Raw genomic sequence first — 22,634 nt, forward strand, 5'->3', positions numbered from 1 at the left:
TTGATTCTCCTTGTCGAACTCAGGAATGCCGGGCGCCGGCGCTGATGGCCGAGGCCTCGCGGGCGCGCTGCCGCTGCTGGCGGCGCTCCTCGCTGAAGAAGGGATAGAACACGGTGATGAACAGCACGAACAGGAAGGCGTACTGCACGATGGTTCCCGACGAGCCGTAGATCGCCCACAGGCAGTACACCACGGTCAGGCTGGTCAGGGTCCAGAACGCACCGGTGTGGACCAGGGTGTGCGAACGCTCGACCACGAAGTAGCACGCCACGCACGAGTAGATGTAGGGCAGCAGGGTCAGCACCACGGCCGCCGACGTGATCACGTCGAACTGGGCCGACGCGGTTTCCGAGGTGGAGGTCACCAGCACCGCCAGGGTCATCAGCACTGCCACGATCAGCACGCCCTTGACCGGCACGTCGTCCTTGTTGGTCTTGCTGAAGATGCTCGGGAACAGGCCGTCATCCGACGCTGCCTTGGCACTCTGCGCGGTCAGCAGGATCCAGCCACCCAGCGAGCCGGCGGCGCCGATGAAGGCGCACAGGCTGACCAGCGCGCCGCCCCAGCCACCGACCGCCTTGGCCGCCGCCAGCGCGAACGGTGCGTCGGACACCTGCAGTTCCGCGTTCGGCACCATGCCCATGATCACCGACGAACTGGCGATGTAGGCAATGGCAGCCAGGAACACGCCGGCCAGCGTCGCGCGGGCGACGTTCTTCTCCGGATTTTCGACCACACCGGCCGTCACCGATGCAGACTCGACGCCGATGAAGGCCCACAGGGTCAGTGCCGCGGCGCTCGAGATCGCACCGAAGTTCGACTCGCCAGACACGTTGTAGGCGCCCTTGAAGATGTCGGCATCGAAGAAGAACCAGCCGAAAATGGCGATGCCCAGGATCGGCACCAACGCAAAGCTGGTGGTGACCGTCTGCACGCGGCTGACGAAGGCCGGGCCGATCACGTTGGCAAAGCTCAGCGCCCAGACCAGCACCAGCACCGCAACGCAGCGCACCAGCGGCTCGGACAGGATCGGGAAGAAATAGCTGAAATAGCCCACCGCCGCGATCGGAATGGCGACGTTGCCGATCCAGTTGGCGAACCAGTAGATGGTATTGGTCTGGAAGCCCATGTACGGCCCGAACCAGTCGCGCGCATAGGCGTAAGGGCCGCCCGCCTTGGGCGCAAGCTTGCCCAGCTTGGCGAACACGAAGGCCAGCAGCAGCGCGCCGGCGGTGGTGATCAACCAGCCCCAGATCGAGGCGGTACCGATCTTGGCGAGGCTGGACGGCAACAGGAACACGCCTGAGCCCATCATGTTGCCGGCGACGAGGAAGGTGGCTCCGACCACCCCGATTTTCTTTGCTTCTGCCATGACGATCTCCGGTACTGGCATGAGCCCGGCAGCACCGGGCGTGGGGACGGTTACGCTGGCGTACGACCGCTGGCGTCTATTTGATGAAGTTGTATTGCAGGCTGCCCTGCACCCGGACCGTGTCGCCGCGTGCGCCGCCCTGCTGTTCCAGCCGGCCGTACAGCAGCTCCATGCCCATCGTCCAGGACGGCGCCGGGCTCCAGATCAGGTTGAACACGCCGTAGCGGCTCTGCCGGAATGCATCAGCGGCGAGTGCGGCGTTGCGCTCCAGGGTCAGCTGGCCAAAGATCAGGTTGGAGCGCCACAGCTCGGACCAGTAATGGGTGTAGCCGACGAAGCCACCGTGCAGGTCGAGCGCGTCGAGCCGGCCGTCGGCGCCGACCACCGCATCCAGTCCCGAGCCGGTCAGGTCGGCGGTATAGCGGCTGAGGCCGCGCCCGCCCAGCGCACCGAACAGCAGCAGGTCGCGTTCGCCCACCGATGCCGAGCCGCTCAACTGCAGGCCACCGGCCGTGCGCCGGTCGCGCTCGCCCTCTCCGTCATAGGCCAGGCTGCGCGCCACCGCACCGAACTGCAGGTGGCCCCAGTCGCGCTCCATGCGCGCGGTTACCGTCACGTCGGGCAACCGGTTCACTGCCACCCGTGAATCACTGGCACCGGCAAGTTCGGTTTGCGGGTCTTCGGCTGCCACAGTCAGGGTGTTGCCCTTGCCCATCGTGAAACTGTGGTGGATGCCCGCCACCAGCAGGTAGCCGGCGCCGCCGGGGCCGGCGAAGTCCAGCGTATCGGGCAGGCTGTCCGGGTCCATGAAGCTGGAATAGCCATAGCCGGCGTAGGTGTTGCCCAGCTGGCCATAGGCATGGCGCAGGCGGAACTGGTATCCCTCGCTGCTGCCGAAGAAGTCGTTTTCCAGGTAGAAGCGCAGGTTGCCGTGCGTGGTCGGGCGCCGCGCCTCGAAGCTGAAGCGGGTCTGCTTGGCGTGGATGTTGAAGTTGGACACATCGCGATGGCTGCCGCCGACCGGCATCGACGAAGGAATGAACTGATCCTCGTCACCGGCGGCGCGCGAATCGGCAATCGCATCGAGCTTGGCGTAGCCGCCGATGCGGATCACCGTGTCAGTGCCAGGAATGGCGAAGAAGCCTTTCAGCTCGGGGTCGGTCGGACCGGCTGCACTGTCGGGGCGCGACGCCGCCGTTGAGGGATCGGCTACCGATTCGCGCTGCGGCAGCACCGGTTGCGCCACCCCCGGCACCTGGGTCGGGTGCAGCATGCTGGCGCTGCCGCCCGCCGTTGCTGCCGGGGTCGGGGCCTGCGCCACGGCGGCAGGCGCTGAGCCCTCGCGCTGCTCAAGCCGCTCCAGGCGCTGCTGCATGCCTTCCAGTGCCTGGCGCATGGCCGCAATTTCCTGGCGCAGCGCCTGCGCATCCTCACGGGCGTCCTGCTGCGCATGGGCGGGCGTGATCGCCAACGCGGTCAGGCAGGCCAGACTCAGTACCGCAAAACGCATTGCATCCTCCCTGGACAAACACGGGCAATGCGCTGACGGGGCACAGGCACACAGCACCCTGACCACGCGTTGCCGTTGCTGGAAATGCGGATACTGCGTCCACGACATCGATCAGCCTGCCTGTCGCAGGCAACAGGACGATGACACTGCCCTGCCCGCATCGATGCCGAGTCCATCAAGGCCGCGCTGCCAGAGAGGTGGCGACCGCAGCGGTCTGGGTAACAAGCAGGGAGTGAGAACGTCGTGAATGGCTCTGCCGCCGATCCCGGATAAGGGCGTGAGAGGCGCGGCATCCCTCGCGCGTAGACGCTGTATTGCATGCGTCACAGGCTAATCCGACTGTCGTTTTTGGCCTTGATTGGAATCAAGGCGCGATGCTTGATGTCAGTCACGATTCAGACGTGACGACGAACAGGTAGTGCGCAGCGGCAGCGCGCATGCGCCAGGAAAACAACAGGCCCGCATGCTGCCATACGGGCCTGTGCGTTACATCACGCTTTGCGCACGGGTCAGCGCGGACCCAGTACCGTCTGCAGGTCAGTGCCCTGGGGCAGGCCGGCGCGACGCTGCACCTGACCCTGCGCGTCCTGGAACAGGATGCCCGGCGTGCCCTGGAAGCCCATTTCGATCATCAGCACCTGGTTGGCATCGAGCTTGCCCGCGATCTCGCGGCTGATGCTCGGCAGCGCCTTGATACCGCCGCGGTCGAACTGGTGCTCGTTCTCCAGCAGCGCTGCACTCGGGTCACGCGCCGACAGGATGGCAGCAGCCTTGGCCGGACTGTCCTCACGGATCACGCCGACCATGATGTGGCGCAGCTGCACCTTGCCAGCATCGACCCACGGCCGTGCCGCTTCCCAGAACTTGTGGCAGTACGGACAGTTCGCATCACTGAAGGTATAGACCACGCGCGGTGCATCGGCCTTGCCGTCGCGCACCCAGGCACTGGCGTCCAGCTTGGCCCACATCTTGGCCGACATCGGCGCGGCGACCAGCTTCTCCACCGCCTCGGCCGCCACGTCGTTGCCCTCGGCATCGAACAGGCTGCCTACCAGCACATGCTTGCCGTCGGCAGTCACGTACGCGGCGGCGGGCTGCTGTCCACCCAACACTCCGGCGAAGCCACGCAGGCCAGCCGGCGCATCGAACTCGGCGACAACCTCAAAACCGTGCTTCTCGATGCCTTTCAGCACTGCGGGCCGGTCCCCCTTGGCCGCGGCGGCCGGAGCACTCGTTGCCGGTGTCGCCGCTGCCTTGCCGGGCGGGGTCTGGGCCTGGCTGCAGGCGGCCAATGCCAGCATGACCGGCAGCAACAGCACCGCTGGAGCGATGCGCAGGGAAGTCGACAACATGGGAACTCCGTAATGAGATGCCCGCGCAGGCTACCGCAGCCGGCGCAGTTTGTGTTCAAGGCCCGCCGCGGTCAGTTCGCCAAGGTGCAGTTCACGCAGGCGTCCCTCGGCGTCGAAGAACAGCGTCGAGGGATAGGCCTGTACACCCAGTACCGTTGATGCGGAGGCGCTATCGTCCAGCAGCACGCTGTCCAGCCGCAGCCGTTCGGTGGCAAGGAAACCCTGTACCTCGTCCAGGCTTTCCCCCTGGTTGAGGAACACGAACTGCACGTCGGTGTGGGTCTGCTGTGCCGAGGCCAGCACCGGCATCTCGCGCCGGCACGGGCCACACCAGCTGGCCCAGAGATTGAGCACCACCGGCTTGCCGCGGAACTGCTGCAGGTCGACCGTACGTCCCTGCAGATCAGCCACCTGCACGGCCGGCAGCGGCATCTGCCGTTCCTGCCACGCTGACAGCAGGTGGCTGCCCGTCGCCCACAGCACCCCACCCGCCAGCGCGCCCGCCAACACCGGGACCCACAACGGGCGCCAGGGCTTCAGACGCCAGGCTCCCCATGCCAGCGCGGCAACCAGAACGACCGGGAGGTGATACCCACCATCGGCGATCTGCAGGATGCTCCAGGGGGCCTGACGATAGAGCGCGAAGTTCAGGGCCACGAAGCTGATACGTCCGCACAGCAGGCCGACCAGCAACATGTCCAGGACCATGCTTGCGGCAGATGGCACTGCCATGCCGTTCTTCCGTCGCGGCCACAGGTGTGCCACGGCCATGGCCAGCAGCGCGCATATCAGGATCAACACCACCGGCATCGGCACCGGCCCAACACTCGACATCAGACCACCTGTCCAATCCGCCACTGCCTGCATGGTCGAAGCGTCGCGCCCGGGTTGCAAGTGCGACGCCCGCAGCGGGCTTCAGGCAACACTGCGTGGCATCTGCATGGCGGACGCCGGTTGCAGTCCGCGCAGGCTGCCGGCCACCGATGACAGCAGCGGCCGTTCACGCCGCTTGTTGCTGACCAGCCGGCGATAGTTGGCCGGCGTCATGCCAACAATGCGCAGGAACAGGCGGCGGAATGCGCTCTGGTCGGCATAGCCCACGCCCCACGCCACTTCATCGATACCCGCGCCCTGCTGCAGCAGCGTCTGCGCCTTGGCGATGCGCAGACGCTGGCAATACTCGATCGGACGCAGGCCCGTTGCCTTCAGGAAGCGTCGTTGCAGCGTCCGCGGTTCCAGTCCGGACACCTCGCAGATCGCGCCGAGCGTCGCCCCCCGCGCGGCAGTGGTATGCAGCCAGCGCTGCGCCTTCAATACGTCACGATCCCCGTGGGCGAAGTTGGCGCTGAAGCGCTCAAGATCCTGCTGGATGGGCGCGGGCACGATAATCCCCAGCTGCTGCGCGACCGCGCTCGCCACGCCCTGGCCATGCAGCCGGTACAGCAGGCGCAGGCCGAGGAAGCGCCAGGCCTGCGGACCGGCCACTGTCAGCAGGTCGCCGTCGTCAACGAGCGCACGCTCGCTGGGCACCCAGCTTGCCGACTGCCCCTGCAGGCCCGGATGCTGGCCAAGGTCCGGACCACTGACCGTGCGCCCGGCCAGCAGGCCCGCGCGTGCAAGCATGCTGACCCCATCGCTGGCCGCCGCCAGCAGACTGCCACCGTCGTAGTGCGCGCGCAGCCAGTCCAGCAGGACCTCATCGGCACGCAGGCAGACCCCTTGGCTGATCTGGCCGGGGACGGCGATCACGGCGGGAATGTCCGCCTCGAGCATCTCCGCTCCGGCAATCCGGTGCACGCCGGTCTGGCTGGCGGGCACGATCCAGCGGGTCACCAGGACACGCTTGAACGGTCGGCGCTGCTGCTGCGCAAGCCGGTTGGCAACATGTGCCATTTCAGTCAACACGGACGCGGCCGACGGGTCGCCTCCGGGATACTCGACCACCGCGACCTCGACGAATCCTTCGTTTCTGAATCCTTCCACAGACCATCTCCTCGGTTCGTTGCAGGCCATCCAGCGGCCGGTTCAGGCGCAGGGTAGGAACTGCCGCAACGGCGGGGCTATGAAGAAAGTTGCAAAGTGCGCTGAATGCGCCGCCAGCGTCGGCAGCGTTGACCCTGGACCAGACTCAAGGCTTCAGAATGACCGGCAGCATCCGCAGGAATCCGCCATGAACATTGGTCAACTGGCACGCCAGGCCGGCGTGCCGATCGATACGGTGCGCTACTACGAGCGCCAGCAGTTGCTGCCCACGGCGGCCCGCTCGGCCGGGGGCTACCGCATCTTCACCGAGCAGGACCTGCGCAGGCTGCGCTTCATCCGCCGCGCCAAGACGCTGGGATTCACCCTGGAAGAAATCGCCGACCTGCTGGCGCTCAGCGACGGCCACCCGCACGACATGGGCGGCGTGCGCAACACGGCACAGGCCCGGCTGCAGGACATCGCGCACCGCATGGCCGAACTGCAGCGCATGCACACTGCGCTCTCGCAGCTGGTCGCCGCCTGCCCCGGCCATGGCACGCTGGATGAATGCCCGATCCTGGCGGCGCTGAGCGACGACACCCCGTGAGCGCAGACGGCCATCCACCACCACGTCCCGCGCGTGAAGAAAAGTGCAACAAATGCTTGCCAACCCCCTGGGGCAAGGCTATTATTTCGCTCCTCAGCGACGTGGGGCCATAGCTCAGCTGGGAGAGCGCCTGCATGGCATGCAGGAGGTCAGCGGTTCGATCCCGCTTGGCTCCACCAATCTTTCGGCATTAGGCCGTCGAAAGGTCGCTAAAGAACATTGATGAGAATTGCGTCCCCATCGTCTAGAGGCCTAGGACATCACCCTTTCACGGTGGCGACCGGGGTTCGAATCCCCGTGGGGACGCCACTCATCACGAACAACGAGGACCCGGCCGATAACCGGGTCTTTTTTGTTCACCGCCTACCGGCATTCAGGTTGTGGCGTTGCGGTTCCCCTGCCCTCGTGGCCGTGGTTGAGCCGGAACGAAAAAAGTTCAAAAAAAACTTCCACAAACGTGAACACGCAGGTATGATAGGTGGCTCGGTAACACGGGGCCATAGCTCAGCTGGGAGAGCGCCTGCATGGCATGCAGGAGGTCAGCGGTTCGATCCCGCTTGGCTCCACCACTTTCGACATTAGGCCGTCGAAGGTTCTACAACATGAAGTTTTTCGTGCGTCCCCATCGTCTAGAGGCCTAGGACATCACCCTTTCACGGTGGCGACCGGGGTTCGAATCCCCGTGGGGACGCCAGTTTCAAAACGGACTCTGCTCCCGGCAGATCATCCGGAGTTTCACTGGGGCCATAGCTCAGCTGGGAGAGCGCCTGCATGGCATGCAGGAGGTCAGCGGTTCGATCCCGCTTGGCTCCACCACTTCGACATTAGGCCGTCGAAGCATCTACAACTTGAAGTTTTCGTGCGTCCCCATCGTCTAGAGGCCTAGGACATCACCCTTTCACGGTGGCGACCGGGGTTCGAATCCCCGTGGGGACGCCAATTCTTGAAAACCCCGACCCTGGTCGGGGTTTTTCTTTGCCTGTGATTCCTGGGAAGGCCCTATCCACGCCATGCGTGGATGGCTTCACCCCGCTCATGGCTCAGAACCGCCGGTACATCCCGATCGACGCCGGTGCCGTCGGCGCAAACCCGAACTGTGCATACAACCGATGTGCCTCGCCGTCGGCCAGCAGGCTGACATACGCCGATGGCGGCAGGTTGGCCTGCATCCAGCCATCCAGGCGCCGCATCACCTCCTTGCCCAGTCCCTGCCCCTGCAACCGCGGCAGCACCGCGATGTCGCAGACCTGCAGATGGCAGCCGCCATCTCCCACGATGCGCCCCATCGCCACCAGCTCGGACCCTTGGTACGCGCACACGCCGAACAGCGTGTTCGGCAGCGCGCGCGTTGCCGCTTCCCGGCTCTTGGCACTGAGGCCTGCAAGCACACGCAACCGGCAGTAGTCCTCGACCGTGGGCACCGCTTCGCGGAACAGGCAGGTGACGGAATCGTTCATGCGGTATCTCCTGTGGGTCGGGCTATCCTGCCGCATCCACGTCGCAACCGCTGCGACCCTCGCCCGCAGAGTCCCCATGTGCTATTCCGCCCTGATCCGCGCCGACTACGCCAAGCTGGTGCGCGAGTTCGGCGCCATCCTGTCGCTGGAAGAGTTCGCCGAACTGTATGCGCACGATCCGGGCAAGAAACGGCCCAAGACCCCGAAGGCGATGGATGACGGGTTCGCCGGGGCACGTACCGAACAGGGCCGCGACATCGTGGCGAAGATCCAGCAATGGCACGCGCAGGAGCAACAGGCACTGGAGGCCGAACTGGCCCGCCAGCGCGAGCGGCGCGACATCGCCCATGCTGCCCTGGCCACCCGTCCCACCCAGAAGGCGCGCAACGACCTGCGCGTGGCCGGCAACCGCATCGAGCGCGCGCAGGCCCGGCTGGAAGACCTCCACCGGGTACAGCTGCTGCCGCGCGACAACCGCATTTTCCCCGGCACCTACGCGCCGGTGATGGTCAGCGAGCACGGCCAGCGCGTGATCCGCCCGATGCGCTACCAATGCCGGCTCCCGGACAAGCCGGCGCGCAACGACGTGCTATACCCCGGCACCTACAACGCGAGGCGTGACAGCCTGGAAGGCTACTGGCGCGGTGCGTTCGGACTGCGCCACGGGGTGGTCGTGGTGCAGGCGTTCTACGAGCACGTGCCGCGCCACGCGATGGCTGGCCGCAGCCTGGAGGCCGGCGAGAAGGAACAGGACGTGGTGCTCGAATTCCGTCCCGATCCGCCCCGCGACCTGCTGCTGGCCTGCCTCTGGGCGGAGTGGGAGGGGCCGGAAGGCCACCTGCTGTCATTCGCTACGATCACCGACGCTCCTCCCAGCGATGTCGCCGCTGCCGGGCATGACCGTGGCGTGGTACCGATCCGCAGGGAACACCTGGACGCCTGGCTCAATCCCGACCCGGAAGACCTCGCGCGCCAGTACCGCATCCTGGATGACCGCGAGGAGATCCGCTACGTGTACGAGGAAGCGGGTTGAGTGCCACGCCCTGGCGGTCAGCAGTGGGGGCTCAGGCCTTGACGCTGGTGCGGCCCACTGCACGCGCCAGTGCACGTGACAGATCGGCCGACAGGTACGGCTTGACCAGCAGCAGGCCGGCCAACATCGGCGCTGGCAGCTGTTCGGCCAGCATCCCGGTGGCCAGCACGAAGGGAATGCCACGCGCCGAAAGCGCCGCGGCGACAGGCTCGCTGGTTTCGTTGCGGGCCAGCCGGTAGTCCAGCAGGGCCACGTCCGGGGCACTCTGTTCCAGCAGCCGCAGGGCTTCGGACACACTCGCTGCGAGCCCGACCACGGTCGCACCGGCATGCACCAGCTGCATCTGCAGGAGGGCCGCGCTCATCTCGTCGTTCTCGACCACCAGCACCCTCAGGTCCTGCAACACTGTCATCGGCTACCGCTCCTGGTGGCAATTGCACAGGGAGTATAGCCACCAAGGGGCCGATACCGACAGGAACCGGCCTGATAGGCCATCCCCCTAGGCATCTCCCGCCCACCTCGGTTACACTCGCACGCTGCCTGCCGGTGTGGCGGAATGGTATACGCAGCTGACTCAAAATCAGCCGGGGGTGACCCCATGAAGGTTCGAGTCCTTTCACCGGCACCACTGCATCAAAGGCCAGGTCCCCGACCTGGCCTTTTGCATGTTGCGGGCCGGAACGCCCGGCACCGACGAGGATGCCAACGCCAGCCCCACCCACGCTCGCCGCGGCCCTGCCCGCGCGGCTGCGCGCCCTGCCCCTGGAATCGACCTGCCGCATCGCCGCGGTGAACCCGTCCATGACCTCGATCAGCCTTGGCAGGGCCGGGTGCCGGGCACGCAGGCAGCCCACGCGGACAGCGTTGCGCCCCCCGATGCCACACAACTGCGACCTTCGACAAGGTTGTAGATAGACGTAGCGCACACTTTTCTTGCCAGCCTCACGTACTTCTGCCTATCGTGATCCCAGCTGGATCTGGGGGCGGGGGAATGCATGACGTTGCGTGCGGCACTGTTTTTCATGGTCGCGCATGCGCTCGTCATTGCCCTGATCGGCCCGCAGGACCCGGTGGGCTCGTACCTGATGCTGATCACCGCGCCGCTGCTGGCCGCGCTGGCCTGCGTGCGGCGGGCTCGGGGCAGCCGCCGGGCAGCGTGCAAATGGCGGACGCTGGGCGCTGCCGTCAGCCTGTTCGCGCTCGCCCTGCTGGCCCTGCTGTATCGCAACGTGGCCGGCCTCACCCCTGCGCAGATGACCGCTTCGTCGCTGATCCTGTACGTGTTCTACCGGATTCCACTGACCTACGTCGCTGCCAGCCCGGGTGGCGGCAACCGCTGGATCCGTGCGGTGGACCTGTTGATCATCACGCTGCTGTGGTTGCTGTACTTCGTGCATGCACGCGCGATGGCGCCGTTGAACAGCGCGTTGTGGACACACTGCCTGCAGACGATGAGCAGCGTGCAGAACAGCCTGGTGTTCTGCTTCGCGCTGATCCGCTTCCTGGCCGAGGATGACGCCGATCGTCGCGATTTCTTCCGCGCGCTGTCGATCTACGCGCTGGGCTACTTCCTGCTGGCGCTCTACATCACCACCTGGCAGCCGCAGGTGCCCGACGGCGGCTGGGGGGACCTGCTGATCAGCGCACTGTTCGTATCGCTGGCGGTGATGGCTGGCAGCACACGACGCCGACCGGCGCCTGGCGTACCCCGCAACCTGCGGCGCATTGTCGACGCCGCCGGGCCGCTGATGCTGCCGTTGCTGTTGATGATGGTGGCGCTGCTGGTTGCACGCCTGCAGCCGACGCTGGCCACCGTGGGTTTCATCGGCGCGATGCTCGGCTATGCCCTGCGCAGCGTGCTGACCCAGGTCCAGATCCAGCGCGAGCGCGACGAACTGGCGTTGCTGGCCCGCCGCGATCCGCTGACTGGACTGGGCAACCGCCGCAGCTTCGATGAATCGCTCGGCAGCGCACATGGCCGTGCGCGCCGCCATGGCATGGGACTGGCGGTGCTGATGATCGACATCGACCACTTCAAGCGGCTCAACGATACGTACGGCCACCCGGTGGGCGACCGCCGCCTGCAGGCGGTCGCGGCCATCCTCGACGCCTGCCTGCAACGCGGTGATGACCTGTTGGCCCGCTACGGCGGCGAGGAGTTCATCGCGGCGCTGCCCACGCACGGCCTGGACCACGCCATTGGCCTGGCCGAGCGCCTGCGCACCGCCGTGGAAGCCGCTGCCCTGCCCGCCGCCGAGGCCCGGGTCACCATCAGCATCGGCGTGGCCTGGCAGGCCGCGCATGACCAGGGTGACCCGCGCAGCCTGGTCGAGCGCGCAGACCAGGCCCTGTACCGGGCCAAGCATGCCGGCCGCAACTGCGTGCACGCCGCCCCGGCCGTCGAGGCCGGGGAACAACAGGTCGACCGCCGCGCCTAGACCGCGCGCAGCACCGCCGCATGCGGCTGGCCGGCAACGCCATGGACGCGGAAGCTGGCCACGGTCTGCAGCAGCTGTGCCGACTGCTCTTCCATGCTGCGCGCCGCCGCCGAGGCTTCCTCGACCAGCGCGGCGTTCTGCTGGGTGCCCTGGTCGATCAGATCGACGGCCTGGTTCATCTGCTGGATGTCGTCGCTCTGCTGCTGCGCGGCCGTGCTGATCTCGGACATCAGCTCGCTGACCCGGCGCACGTTGGTGACGATCTCGTCCATGGTGCGTCCAGCGCTTTCGACCTGAGCGGTACCGGCGCCGACGTTGGCCACCGACGCATCGATCAGCTGCTTGATCTCCTTGGCCGCGCTGGCCGAGCGCTGCGACAGTTCGCGAATCTCGGTGGCGACCACGGCGAAGCCACGGCCGTGTTCCCCTGCCCGCGCTGCTTCCACCGCCGCGTTCAACGCAAGGATGTTGGTCTGGAAGGCGATACCGTCGATCACGCCGATGATGTCGACGATGCGCCGCGAGGACGCGTTGATCACCGCCATGGTCTCGACCACCTCGTGCACGACGCTGCCGCCTCGCGCGGCGACATCGGCGGCGCCACCGGCCAGCTGGCTGGCCTGGCGCGCGTTGGTCGCAGTGCGCTGGACGGTCTCGGCCAGGCCCTTCATCGACACTGCGGTCTCCTCCAGTGACGCGGCCTGCTGCTCGGTGCGCTGTGACAGGTCGCCGTTGCCCTGCGCGATCTCGGTGGCGCCGACGGCAATGGTGTCGGCGGCGAATTTGATCTGGCCGATGATCGCGCCCATCGCCTCGACCAGCGCATTCACGCCCTCGCACAACTCGGCGATCGGGCCGTTCTTGTCGGCGGTGGCCACGCGCCGGGTCAGGTCGCCCTGCTTGGCAGCCGCCACCACCTCGCGGGTCTGCGCCACGGCGCGCTGCATGGCCTGGTTCTCATGCACCTGCGCGGTGATGTCGGTGGCGTACTTGACCACCTTGAACGGCTTTCCGTTGAGGTCCAGGATCGGGTTGTAGGACGCCTGGATCCAGACCTCGCGCCCGCCATTGCCGAGCCGCCGGTATTGGCCGGCATCGTATTCGCCACGGCCGAGCTTTTCCCAGAACTGGCGATACTCGGCACTGTCGCGATGGTCGGGCTCGATGAACAGCGCGTGGTGCTGCCCGCGCACCTCGTCCAGGCGGTAACCGGTGGCGGCCAGGAAGTTGTCGTTGGCCGACAGGATGTGCCCATCCATGCTGAATTCAATCACTGCCTGCGACTTGTCGATCGCCGCCAGCTGCCCGGCCGAGTCGGCCGCCTGCAGCTTCTGCGCCGTGATGTCGGTGGCGAACTTGACCACCTTGTACGGGCGCCCCTGCCGGTCCAGCACCGGGTTGTACGAGGCCTGGATCCAGATCTCGCGCTGGCCCTTGCCGAAACGCCGGTACTGGCCCGCGTCATATTCGCCGCGGCCCAGCCGCGCCCAGAAGTCGCGGTACTCGGCGCTGCGCGCGTGCTCCGGGTCGACGAACAGGGAATGATGCCTGCCCTGGATCTCCTCCAGCCGGTAGCCCATCGCCTGCAGGAAGTTGTCGTTGGCCTGCAGGATGGTGCCATCGAGGGCGAACTCGATGACCGCCTGGACCCGGTGCAGCGCCGCGACCTGCGCCTCGAGTTCGGAACGGGCATCGGCCGCCGCATCGACGCCGGCGCGGGGATGGGGGGCCAGCGCGCCCAGCAGGGCACGCCACGGCGACCAGCGGGTATGCAGCTCGGCCGGCGCCTGCGCGCCTGCCGTGAAGCCTGGAATGAGCATTGTCTGATCCTCGGTGTCCGGTAAGCGGTTGCGACCCGACGGGCGGGATGCCCGGCGGCAACTTCAGTTGCTTGGGACTACAGGTGCCTGCAGGCACCCCGCGAGCGGCTGGCAAGCACGCCTGCTGCGGGCGCGGCCTGCATCCGGGGGCGGCGGAACACACAGCGCGGGCCACCCGTCAGGGGCAGCCTGGGGTCCTGCAGCGGGCGACGGGAGCGGGATCCAGAGGGAGTATCGGCGACGTGATCGTTGGCTTTAGCCGGATTACGCGACGTCCGTCGCAACTTCAGATGCAACGGCAGGGATGCGATAGACAATCGCGATCTTCATCACATTCCGCTCACGCACGCGGAAAGCGGGGATGCCGTTCAAGCAAGGAAGGTTTACATGACCAACGGGAGATTCCCGGCCCACGGGGAATGGCCAGCATGCAGCGGACTGCAGGACGTCACCTGACACGGAGATCGCATGTTCCCACGCTTGGCCAGCCTCCTGATCCTGGGCCTGTGCAGCGCCGGCGCGCTTGCCGCCGACGGCACCTATCGCCCGTCCTTCCAGCCGGACCTGCTGAAAGGACCACCGCCCGGCCCCCCGAACCAGGTGATGGTGCTGGGCAGCCCGCATCTCTCCGGCCTGCCGAAGACCTTCACGCGGGAGCATCTCGAGCCGCTGCTGGAGCCGCTGCTGGCGCGCCTTCAGGCATGGCAACCGACGGCCGTCGCGGTGGAGAACCTGTCCGGCATGCAATGCGACTTCATGCGACGCAACCCCGCGCGCTACGCTGACAGTGTCGAGACCTACTGCATCGACCCGGCACCGGCCCACGCCGCGACCGGCCTGGACGTTCCCAGCGCCAATGCCGAGATGGAGCGCCTGCTCGCGGATTGGCCGAAAGCCCCGACACCGGCCCAGCGCCGCCGCCTCGCGGCCGTGTTCCTCGCCGCAGGCGAGAACGGTTCGGCCGTGGTGCAATGGCTGCGCCTGCCCAGCGATGAACGTCGCGCCGCAGACAGCCTGACGCCGGAGCTGGTGCAGTTCCTCGACAGGCGCTTGGCCAGGCGCGACGAGGCCGGCATGATCGCCGGCGTCCTCGCGGCACGCCTGGGCCTGGAACGGCTGTGGTCGGTGGATGACCACACCGCCGACACGCCTGTCCCGAAGGACCGGGAGAAGGCCTATGGCGCGGCGCTCCAGGCGGCCTGGGACAACCCGGCGACCACGGCGCGGTTCGTCGCCGACGAAGCGCTGCACGCCCACCTGTCCAAGCCCGACGGCCTGCTTGCGCTCTACCGCAACTACAACGCTGCGGACACGGCGATGACCGTCTACCACAGCGACTTCGGCGCGGCCCTGGGCGAGCCGTCACCCGAGGCCTTCGGGCGCAATTACCTGGGCTATTGGGAAACACGCAACCTGCGCATGGTCGCCAACATGCGCGACGTGCTCGGCCAGCATCCGGGCACCCGCATGCTCACCATTGTCGGTGCCTCGCACAAGGGCTACTACGAGGCCTACCTCAACCAGATGCATGATGTGCAGCTGGTCAGTACGGACGCCGTATTGCGCTGACGGCCGGGGTGCCGGCGCATGGCCGGGCCGCGCCGCCCCGGACATCCACTGCGCCAGCGGGCATCTCCAGCGGCCGCTGCCGCAGATCACTGCCTTCCAGCGCGCGCCATGCCGGCGCGTGCTGATGGATGCCGCGCTGGCATCGTGCCGGAGGCGATACGCCCACGATCACAGCGGCCATGCCGCCACAGCAACAGGCAGGCCGCAAACGTGCAGGCCAGACTGAGCAGCAGCAGCGCGAACGCTCCCCGCTGCAACACGGGCAACAACGCCTGTGCGTGCTGGTCGCCGTGCAGCTGTTCGGTACGCAGGCAAGCGGCCAGCGCCAGGCACCAGCCAATCAGGGCCGGGATGAACATGCGTACCGCAGCCGGGTTCCAGGCATTCATGGGGTCACCTGCGTGAGTGGAGATGCGCGCAGTATTCGCGCGCGTCCTCTCACAGGCTGAGATCAGTCCTCGGCGGCGTCGGGATCGTCACCCGGACGCTCGGACAACTCGCCCTGCACCTGCACGTTGTTGCGCCCCATCGCCTTGGCCCGGTAGCACTGGGCATCGGCCGCGGCGACCGCCTGGTCCACGCTCATCCCGCCCGCCAGGGGCGCAATGCCGATGCTGGCTCCGACCCGCAACCGGTGCTGGTCCCAGGGAATGGACAGCGCGGCCAGGGTCTGCAGCAGCTCGCCGCCGATGCGCGCCGCACGCCGCGGCGTGCAACCGGACAGGATGACCGCGAATTCGTCACCGCCCAACCGCGCCACCACGTCCGAATCGCGCACGCCGTGGCGCAGCACGCTGGCCACCGCCCACAGCACGGCATCACCGGCCAGGTGGCCCCAGGTGTCATTGACCGGCTTGAAGCGATCGAGATCGATGTACATCAACGAGGCCGCCTGGCCGGTGCGCTCGACGCGGGTGATCGCCTGCTGCAGGTGCACCTCGAAGCCGCGGCGGTTGCTCAGTTCGGTCAGCGGGTCGATCTCGGCCAGGTGGCGCGCTTCGCGCTGGCGCGCGCGCTGCTGGGTGTCGTCGCGCAGCACCCACACCGCGCCGCGCACGTGGCCTTCGTCATCGCGCAGCCAGGCACGGGTCAGGTCCACCGGCACCGTGGCCGTCCCCAGCCGCAGCAGCAGGTCGGCGTGCAGGTCCACCGCATTGCTCTCCGGGTCCAGCAGCACCGACACGTCCAGCACCGAGCCGGGTGCGTACTCGGTGGTCAGCGCCAGCACGTCCTGCACCTTGTGCCCGGCCAGCGACAATGCGCCATCACCGGCCAGGGTGCGCACCGCAGCCGCATTGGCGTAATCGATGCGCCCGTCCAGGCTGACGCTGATCACCAGGTCGGCCACTGCGTCCAGGGTGATGCGGCTGCGCTGTTCACTTTCGAACAGGCGCTGCTCGCTGCTGCGCTGGGCGGTGATGTCCTGGATCTGCGACACGAAATGCAGCGGCTCGCCGTGCTCGTTGCGCACCAGCGACACCGACAGACGCGCCCAGATGATGCGGCCGTCGCGGTCGAGATAGCGCTTTTCCAGATGGTAGTGACTGCGCCGTCCCGCCAGCAGGTCCTGCACCAGGGCCAGATCGGTCTGCAGATCATCGGGATGGGTCAGGCGCTGGAAATCGACCTGCAGCAGTTCCTCGCGCGGATAGCCCAGGATCCTGCACAGCGCGTCGTTGACGTCCAGCCAGCGCCCCTCCAGCGAGACCAGCGCCATGCCCAGCGCGGCAGAGGTGAACGCGCCGGCGAACTTCTCCGCCGACAATCGTGCCTCCGCGCGCGCCTGCAGGATCTCGGTGATGTCGATGGCCATGCCGACATAGCCGATCCGCGCGCCCCCGGCACCGTCCATGCGGCTGATCGACAGGCGCACCTGGCGGGGCTGGCCATCCTTGCGCAGCAACGTCCACTGCCGCGAATAGGTCTGTCCATCGGCACGCGCACTGAGTGCTTCGAACACATCGGGACGGTTGCCGCCGGCATCGACCAGCGGTTGCATCCAGGCCGCCAGCTCGCCCGGATCGTGGAAAGCATCGAGCCGGCGCTGGCCGACCACGTCCACCGCGCTGTAGCCCAGCAGCCGCTCCGCCCCCGTGTTGAACAGAGTGATGGTGCCATCGGTATCGGTGGCGATCACCGCCACCTCATCGGACGCATCGACCACCGCCTGCAGGCGTTGCCGGGTCTCGGCCGCGTCCTGCCGCGCCTGCTGCAGCTCGGTCACGTCGGCGTGGGCACCGGCCATCCACAACGGCCTGCCCTGCCCGTCCCACTCGAACACCCGGCCACGGTCCTGGATCCAGATCCACTGGCCGTTCTTGTGGCGCATGCGCAGCAGGCAGGCGTAGTTGTCGCTGCGCCCTTCGAAATGGTCGTCCAGCGCCGCATCCGACAGCGCGATGTCATCGGGATGGACCAGTTTCAGGAAGGTCTTCTGGCAGATCGGTTCCAGCTCTTCCAGGCGGTAGCCGACGATCTCGGCCCAGCGCGCGTTGACCCGCATCTCGCCGGTCTGCACGTTCCACTCCCAGGTTCCCGCAGCGGTACCGTCGATGATCATCGCCAGGCGGCGACGCTCTTCCGCCAGCTCATGCAGGCGGCGCTCCAGCAGTCCATTGCCGTGGGTGCCCTGGCCCGCCATCAATCCGGTCCCCTGCCGGCACAGGCAGGCGCCGACCGCAGCAGGGTGCTGCGGCCGCCGGTACAGGCGACGGGTGGTGCTGGCGTCATGGCCCTCCCCAGCGACAGCGGGGTGGCCGAACGCCCCCCCTCAGGCGCAAGTGTGCGCAATCACGGGGAAAACCGACAAGTCCCCCGCCACGAGCCAAGCGTGACGGGGGGCACGATCCTCAACTGCGCTTGGCGCGGGCGAAGGCCTCGGCCAGGGCGTTGTTGGCCGGCGGAGCAGACTGGGCGGGACGACCGCCCGCCCCCTGGCCCCGGTTCGGACCGCGGTTCTGGCCGCCTGCGTCGCGGCGTGGCCCCGGCGCCTGGCCGCGTTCATCACGCTGGCCCGGACGGCTGGTGGCCTGGCCGGGGGTGTCGTCCAGGCGACGGGTCAGGGCAATGCGCTTGCGCGCCACGTCGACCTCCAGCACCTTCACTTTGACGATGTCACCGGCCTTGACCACATCGCGCGGGTCCTTCACGAACGTATCGGAGAGCGCCGAAATGTGGATCAGGCCGTCCTGGTGGACGCCGATATCGACGAAGGCACCGAAAGCGGCCACGTTGCTGACCACGCCTTCCAGCACCATGCCTTCGCGCAGGTCCTTGATGTCCTCGACCCCCTCGGCGAAACGCGCCGCCTTGAACTCCGGGCGCGGGTCGCGGCCCGGCTTCTCCAGTTCCCTGAGGATGTCACGCACGGTCGGCACGCCGAAGGTGGCATCGGTGAACTGCTCGGCCTTCAGGCCGCGCAGGAAGCTGCCATCACCGATCAGCGCCTTGATCGGGCGCGCGGTGCTGGCCACGATGCGCTCGACCACCGGGTAGGCTTCTGGATGCACCGCCGAGGCGTCCAGCGGTTCATCCCCGTCGGCAATGCGCAGGAAGCCGGCGCACTGTTCAAAGGTCTTCTCGCCCAGGCGCGCGACCTTCAGCAGCTCCTTGCGACGCTTGAACGGCCCGTTCTCGTCACGATGGCGCACGATGTTCTCGGCCACCGTGGCCGACAGCCCGGACACCCGCGACAACAGTGCAGCCGAGGCGGTATTCACGTACACGCCCACGGCATTCACGCAGTCCTCGACCCGTGCATCCAGCGCCCGCGCCAAACGGTACTGGTCCACATCGTGCTGGTACTGGCCGACACCGATCGCCTTGGGATCGATCTTCACCAGTTCGGCCAGCGGGTCCTGCAGGCGGCGCGCGATCGATACCGCGCCCCGCAGCGACACGTCCAGCCCCGGGAACTCCCTGGCCGCGAACTCGGACGCCGAGTACACCGACGCCCCGGCCTCGCTGACCACCACCTTCTGCAGCTTCGGGTTGGCGCAGGCCTTGATCGCTTCACCGGCCAGCTTGTCGGTTTCGCGGCTGGCGGTACCGTTGCCGATCGCGATCAGTTCAACGTTGTGCTTCACGCACAGCTGCTTGATCGTCTGCAGTGACTGCTCCCACTGCCGGCGCGGTTCATGCGGATAGATGGTGTCGGTGGCGACCAGCTTGCCGGTGGCATCGACCACGGCGATCTTGCAGCCGGTGCGGATGCCCGGGTCCAGGCCGAGCACGGTCTTTGGACCGGCCGGCGCGGCCAGCAGCAGATCCTTCAGGTTGTCGCCGAACACCGCAATGGCCTCGGCCTCGGCCTTCTCGCGGGCCTGGTTGAACAGGTCCAGCAGCAGATGGGTGTGCAGCTTGGCGCGCCAGGTCAGGCGACAGGCATCCAGCAGCCAGCGGTCGGCCGCGCGCCCCTGGTCGGCGATGCCGGCCTTGCGTGCCACCCGACCCTCGGCGTACTGGTGGCCGGCCTCGGCATCGCTGCCCGGGTCCAGTTCCAGGAACAGGATCTCTTCGCGGCGCGCGCGGAACAGTGCCAGCAAGCGGTGCGAGGGAATCCTGGCCAGCGACTCGGCATGATCGAAATAGTCGCGGTACTTGGCGCCTTCGGTCTCCTTGCCCTCGGCCACGCGGGCGCGGATCACCCCGGTCTCGCCCAGCCAGGTGCGCAGTTCACCGACCAGCGCGGCATCCTCGCCCCAGCGCTCCATCAGGATCGCACGCGCGCCTTCCAGCGCGGCCTTGGTGTCGGCCACACCCTTGTCGGTATCGACGAAGGTGGCCGCGAACGTCTGCGGGTCCTGCGTCGGGTCGGCCAGCAGGCCATCGGCCAGCGGCTCCAGCCCTGCCTCGCGGGCGATCTGTGCACGGGTGCGGCGCTTGGGCTTGTACGGCAGGTACAGATCTTCCAGCCGGCTCTTGGTATCGGCCGCCAGGATGTCGTTGCGCAGTTCATCGCTGAGCTTGCCCTGTTCGCCGATGCTGGCCAGCACGGCCGCGCGGCGGTCCTCCAGGTCGCGCAGGTAGGTCAGGCGCACCTCCAGGTTGCGCAGCTGGGTGTCGTCCAGGCCGCCGGTCACTTCCTTGCGGTAGCGCGCGATGAACGGAACGCTGGCGCCCTCGTCGAGCAGGCCGACGGCGGCGCGCACCTGGGCGGACTGGGCACCGATCTCGTCGGCGATGGTCTGGGCGATCTGCTGGGCGAGCGCGCTCTGGGCGTTCTTGGCGTCGTGCATTGCTTCAGGTCTGAACCGCGTTACGGGAAGACCCCATTCTGGCAATCCACGACGGAGCCGGACAAGGCATTCACAGGGCGCGAGGTTCAGCGGCGTCGCCGGAGTGGACGCCGGCATCCTGGCAAGGAGCGGGCTCGGACTGGCCCGGGGCTGGGATGCCGGCGCGGGCGCGCGATGGTGGGCGCGCCCTGCCGCGTGTTGCGAAGGTCAGCGGTAGTGGCGGGCGGCACGCTGCATGACGATGTCGTCACGCATGCCTTCCAGGGCCATCAGGCGGACCTTGCCGACACCCTGCAGTTCCATGAACCGCTCCGTGTAGAACTCCGGCCCCAGCGTGGTGTCGGCGCGGGATTTGCTGAAGCCGTAGGGCACCACGCCCTTCTCGCCATCCTTGCTACCACCGACATAAAGAACGATTGCCATGTGATGTATTCCTCCAAATTGCTACTGCCTACTGCACTTGACGAGCGATGCTGCGAGCTCATCAAGGAGGAGCTTACCGCGTCGAACCTGACTGGAACGTCACGAAGGCTAATGACGATCGGTTGCATGCAGATGACTGCGGGATCGCAGCAGAATGCTTACGGATCTTTAACTTCCGGCTAACGAATCCAAGAGTGTTCCCGCCAACGGCGCAGCCCTTCGTGGGTGGTTTGGTTGGTCGCGGAAAGCCGGTTTGCTGTGGGCTGGCCGGGAGGGTGGGTAGGCCGGGGACGCCGTGAACCCATCCATGGGGGCTTGGCCGCGGCATCCATGCCGCGGACACCCCGCCTACCCACCCTCCCGGCCGCTGACAGATTCCTGGTGGCTGCCTCCACCCACGGAGAAGAAAAAAGATCAAAAGCAAAAGCAGCCTGGTAACTGCTTTGTTGCTACCTGTAGAGAGGGCCATGCTCGGCTGCGAGCAAGCGCAGCGCGCGACCCGCTTCTGCTGTTCTATTTCTTCTCCGTGGCTGGACGCGCACCGAAACTGTCAGGGGCCGGGCGGGATGGGTTCGCGGGACCGTTGGCGCCATGGATGGCGCCATCGAGCCCCCATGGACGGGTTTACGGCGTGTCCCGCGAACCCATCCTGCCCGGCCCAATCGCATGAAACGCATTCCGCGACCACGCCACGAGGGGCTGCGCCGTTGGCTGGAAACTACGGCCACCAGCCGTGCCCGAACCGGGCGAAATGATCGGCCGCGCGTTCGAACGGATTGCGCGCACTCACCCCGCCGCACAACAGGTACACCGGCAGGTACAACGGCCCCAGCACCATGTACTGGTACACGTGCGCACGTTCGTGATCATCCAGCCGGATCAGCGGTTCCACGCCCCACCCCGCCTGATGCGCATAGGTGCGGCAGGAAATGCCCAGGTCATGCCCGGTGTGCAGGATCACGTTGCCCAGGGTGATCGCCCCGCCGGGACCCCAAGGCCAGCGGTCGAACACCAGCGCGCAGTCACGCGCGCTCCAGCGCAGCATCGCGCCACCGAGCATGCCGGCCAGCCCTCCGATCAGGCCCAGCAGGGTATTGGGCGATGTCCACGCCGCGCCCAGCACCTGCAGCGCGCGCAGCCAAGTCGGCCAGGGCGTTGCTCCAGTCTTCAATCGGCCTCGTTGGGAATCAGGAGCCACAGGATCAGGTAGACCAGGATGCCAGGGAAGGCGGCGGAGGCCAGCGAAACCAGGACGTAGATCACCCGCAGCAGGGTCGCATTCCAGCCGAAGCGATGGGCAATGCCGCCCATCACGCCGGCAATCATGCGGTCGTTCAATGAACGTGACAGCGTGCGCGGCGTGGTGCTCATGGCGGTTCTCCTGGGCTACGGGGAAAGCAGTCGGGCATGGCTCGACTCTACACCGCCCCCCTGTCTACGGCGTGCGGTGGCGCAGCGCCTGCAGGCGCGCACCGAACCAGGCGGCAGCGGTCTGTTCAGGCTGCCCCGGGCACTGGATGCGATAGGCCTTGCCGCTCATGCTGCTCTGGCTGGCGGCGCGCTCGATGAACTGCTCGGCGCTGTCCACCATGTCCTTCTTCAGCAGATAGTCGTACTTGCGCTGCAGGTGCGCGCGCGCATCGCTGCCGTCGTACCAGCGGCCATTGCGCTGGAACCGGCACTGCGAGCCGTCCAGGCTGGAGATCAACTGGGCGATCTCCCGCCGCGCGTCTGCACCGGGTGCCGCCTGGGCGACCGGGGTGGCCAGCAGCAGCGCAGCCAGCAGCATTGAAATCCTGTGCGACATCATCATTCTCCCTGCCGTCGAGCATGGCTCGACGCTGCAAAAACGAA

19 protein-coding genes and 7 tRNA genes are annotated in these 22,634 nt (G+C 67.2%); 11 read left to right on the forward strand and 15 right to left on the reverse strand.

Annotation, left to right across the window (positions count from 1 at the left end; genetic code table 11):
- Positions 1 to 19: 19 nt before the first annotated feature.
- The 5 genes from adiC to NSQ78_RS13455 all read right to left on the reverse strand — a co-directional run bounded on the left by adiC (position 20) and on the right by NSQ78_RS13455 (position 6,217).
- Complete coding sequence (gene adiC / locus NSQ78_RS13435; RefSeq protein ID WP_014647526.1) at positions 20 to 1,372, reverse strand: arginine/agmatine antiporter; 1,353 nt, start codon at positions 1,370 to 1,372, stop codon at positions 20 to 22.
- A 76-nt stretch (positions 1,373 to 1,448) separates the two neighbouring features.
- Positions 1,449 to 2,882, reverse strand: a complete 1,434-nt coding sequence (locus tag NSQ78_RS13440) for a DcaP family trimeric outer membrane transporter (protein WP_064238765.1) — start codon at positions 2,880 to 2,882, stop codon at positions 1,449 to 1,451.
- A 509-nt stretch (positions 2,883 to 3,391) separates the two neighbouring features.
- Positions 3,392 to 4,234, reverse strand: coding sequence for a thiol:disulfide interchange protein DsbG (dsbG, locus tag NSQ78_RS13445; protein ID WP_339206424.1), 843 nt, complete (start codon positions 4,232 to 4,234; stop codon positions 3,392 to 3,394).
- Between the two features lie 30 nt (positions 4,235 to 4,264).
- Positions 4,265 to 5,068, reverse strand: a complete 804-nt coding sequence (locus NSQ78_RS13450) for a TlpA disulfide reductase family protein (protein WP_064238766.1) — start codon at positions 5,066 to 5,068, stop codon at positions 4,265 to 4,267.
- An 81-nt stretch (positions 5,069 to 5,149) separates the two neighbouring features.
- Positions 5,150 to 6,217 (reverse strand): helix-turn-helix domain-containing protein, encoded by a 1,068-nt coding sequence (locus NSQ78_RS13455; RefSeq protein ID WP_049469351.1) that lies wholly within the window; start codon positions 6,215 to 6,217, stop codon positions 5,150 to 5,152.
- A 187-nt stretch (positions 6,218 to 6,404) separates the two neighbouring features.
- Here NSQ78_RS13455 and NSQ78_RS13460 point away from each other — a divergent pair, with 187 nt between their 5' ends.
- The 7 genes from NSQ78_RS13460 (at position 6,405) to NSQ78_RS13490 (ending at position 7,742) form a co-directional block, all read left to right on the forward strand.
- Complete coding sequence (locus NSQ78_RS13460) at positions 6,405 to 6,803, forward strand: heavy metal-responsive transcriptional regulator (protein ID WP_064238767.1); 399 nt, start codon at positions 6,405 to 6,407, stop codon at positions 6,801 to 6,803.
- A 103-nt stretch (positions 6,804 to 6,906) separates the two neighbouring features.
- A tRNA-Ala gene (locus tag NSQ78_RS13465) sits at positions 6,907 to 6,982 on the forward strand.
- 54 nt (positions 6,983 to 7,036) lie between these two features.
- Positions 7,037 to 7,112: transfer RNA gene (locus NSQ78_RS13470), tRNA-Glu, on the forward strand.
- Positions 7,113 to 7,296: 184 nt separating this feature from the next.
- Positions 7,297 to 7,372: transfer RNA gene (locus NSQ78_RS13475), tRNA-Ala, on the forward strand.
- 49 nt (positions 7,373 to 7,421) lie between these two features.
- Positions 7,422 to 7,497, forward strand: a tRNA-Glu gene (locus NSQ78_RS13480).
- Between the two features lie 46 nt (positions 7,498 to 7,543).
- A tRNA-Ala gene (locus NSQ78_RS13485) sits at positions 7,544 to 7,619 on the forward strand.
- Positions 7,620 to 7,666: 47 nt separating this feature from the next.
- Positions 7,667 to 7,742, forward strand: a tRNA-Glu gene (locus NSQ78_RS13490).
- A gap of 101 nt (positions 7,743 to 7,843) precedes the next feature.
- Here NSQ78_RS13490 and NSQ78_RS13495 read toward each other — a convergent pair.
- Positions 7,844 to 8,260, reverse strand: a complete 417-nt coding sequence (locus tag NSQ78_RS13495; RefSeq protein ID WP_053462922.1) for a GNAT family N-acetyltransferase — start codon at positions 8,258 to 8,260, stop codon at positions 7,844 to 7,846.
- Between the two features lie 76 nt (positions 8,261 to 8,336).
- Between NSQ78_RS13495 and NSQ78_RS13500 the strand changes: the two genes are divergently transcribed.
- Positions 8,337 to 9,293, forward strand: coding sequence for an SOS response-associated peptidase family protein (locus tag NSQ78_RS13500; protein WP_053462921.1), 957 nt, complete (start codon positions 8,337 to 8,339; stop codon positions 9,291 to 9,293).
- 31 nt (positions 9,294 to 9,324) lie between these two features.
- Here NSQ78_RS13500 and NSQ78_RS13505 read toward each other — a convergent pair whose 3' ends face one another.
- The gene (locus tag NSQ78_RS13505; protein WP_049471469.1) at positions 9,325 to 9,705 is read right to left on the reverse strand and encodes a response regulator; all 381 of its coding nucleotides are present in this window, start codon (positions 9,703 to 9,705) and stop codon (positions 9,325 to 9,327) included.
- Positions 9,706 to 9,835: 130 nt separating this feature from the next.
- On the opposite strand from NSQ78_RS13505, the gene NSQ78_RS13510 reads away from it, so the two are divergent.
- Together NSQ78_RS13510 and NSQ78_RS13515 are read left to right on the forward strand one after the other, a co-directional pair.
- Positions 9,836 to 9,921, forward strand: a tRNA-Leu gene (locus tag NSQ78_RS13510).
- A gap of 367 nt (positions 9,922 to 10,288) precedes the next feature.
- Entirely contained in the window at positions 10,289 to 11,731 is a 1,443-nt protein-coding gene (locus NSQ78_RS13515) for a GGDEF domain-containing protein (RefSeq protein ID WP_064238768.1), read from the forward strand.
- Here NSQ78_RS13515 and NSQ78_RS13520 read toward each other — a convergent pair.
- Complete coding sequence (locus tag NSQ78_RS13520; RefSeq protein ID WP_064238769.1) at positions 11,728 to 13,551, reverse strand: methyl-accepting chemotaxis protein; 1,824 nt, start codon at positions 13,549 to 13,551, stop codon at positions 11,728 to 11,730. The genes NSQ78_RS13515 and NSQ78_RS13520 overlap by 4 nt on opposite strands.
- Before the next feature lie 468 nt (positions 13,552 to 14,019).
- On the opposite strand from NSQ78_RS13520, the gene NSQ78_RS13525 reads away from it, so the two are divergent.
- Complete coding sequence (locus tag NSQ78_RS13525; protein WP_064238770.1) at positions 14,020 to 15,120, forward strand: DUF5694 domain-containing protein; 1,101 nt, start codon at positions 14,020 to 14,022, stop codon at positions 15,118 to 15,120.
- Between the two features lie 86 nt (positions 15,121 to 15,206).
- On the opposite strand, the gene NSQ78_RS13530 is transcribed toward NSQ78_RS13525, so the two are convergent.
- The 7 genes from NSQ78_RS13530 to NSQ78_RS13560 form a co-directional block, all read right to left on the reverse strand.
- The gene (locus tag NSQ78_RS13530) at positions 15,207 to 15,509 is read right to left on the reverse strand and encodes a hypothetical protein (protein WP_064238771.1); all 303 of its coding nucleotides are present in this window, start codon (positions 15,507 to 15,509) and stop codon (positions 15,207 to 15,209) included.
- 62 nt (positions 15,510 to 15,571) lie between these two features.
- Positions 15,572 to 17,761 carry a PAS domain S-box protein gene (locus tag NSQ78_RS13535; RefSeq protein ID WP_057494629.1) on the reverse strand — a complete coding sequence of 730 codons (2,190 nt, stop codon included), beginning with the start codon at positions 17,759 to 17,761 and terminating at the stop codon, positions 15,572 to 15,574.
- Between the two features lie 208 nt (positions 17,762 to 17,969).
- Positions 17,970 to 20,357 (reverse strand): Tex family protein, encoded by a 2,388-nt coding sequence (locus tag NSQ78_RS13540; protein ID WP_064238772.1) that lies wholly within the window; start codon positions 20,355 to 20,357, stop codon positions 17,970 to 17,972.
- A 207-nt stretch (positions 20,358 to 20,564) separates the two neighbouring features.
- Positions 20,565 to 20,780: a hypothetical protein gene (locus NSQ78_RS13545; RefSeq protein ID WP_064238773.1), complete on the reverse strand. Its 216-nt coding sequence runs from the start codon at positions 20,778 to 20,780 to the stop codon at positions 20,565 to 20,567.
- A 718-nt stretch (positions 20,781 to 21,498) separates the two neighbouring features.
- A complete protein-coding gene (locus tag NSQ78_RS13550; protein WP_064238774.1) occupies positions 21,499 to 21,951 on the reverse strand; it encodes a hypothetical protein in 453 nt (150 codons plus the stop codon).
- Entirely contained in the window at positions 21,948 to 22,151 is a 204-nt protein-coding gene (locus NSQ78_RS13555) for a PspC domain-containing protein (RefSeq protein ID WP_057494651.1), read from the reverse strand. Before NSQ78_RS13555 ends, NSQ78_RS13550 begins: the two co-directional genes overlap by 4 nt.
- A 64-nt stretch (positions 22,152 to 22,215) precedes the next feature.
- The gene (locus tag NSQ78_RS13560; protein WP_049466585.1) at positions 22,216 to 22,587 is read right to left on the reverse strand and encodes a YfeK family protein; all 372 of its coding nucleotides are present in this window, start codon (positions 22,585 to 22,587) and stop codon (positions 22,216 to 22,218) included.
- Positions 22,588 to 22,634: the final 47 nt, after the last annotated feature.

This window comes from Stenotrophomonas sp. FSL W7-1447 (assembly GCF_037966425.1).
Lineage (GTDB): Bacteria > Pseudomonadota > Gammaproteobacteria > Xanthomonadales > Xanthomonadaceae > Stenotrophomonas > Stenotrophomonas pavanii.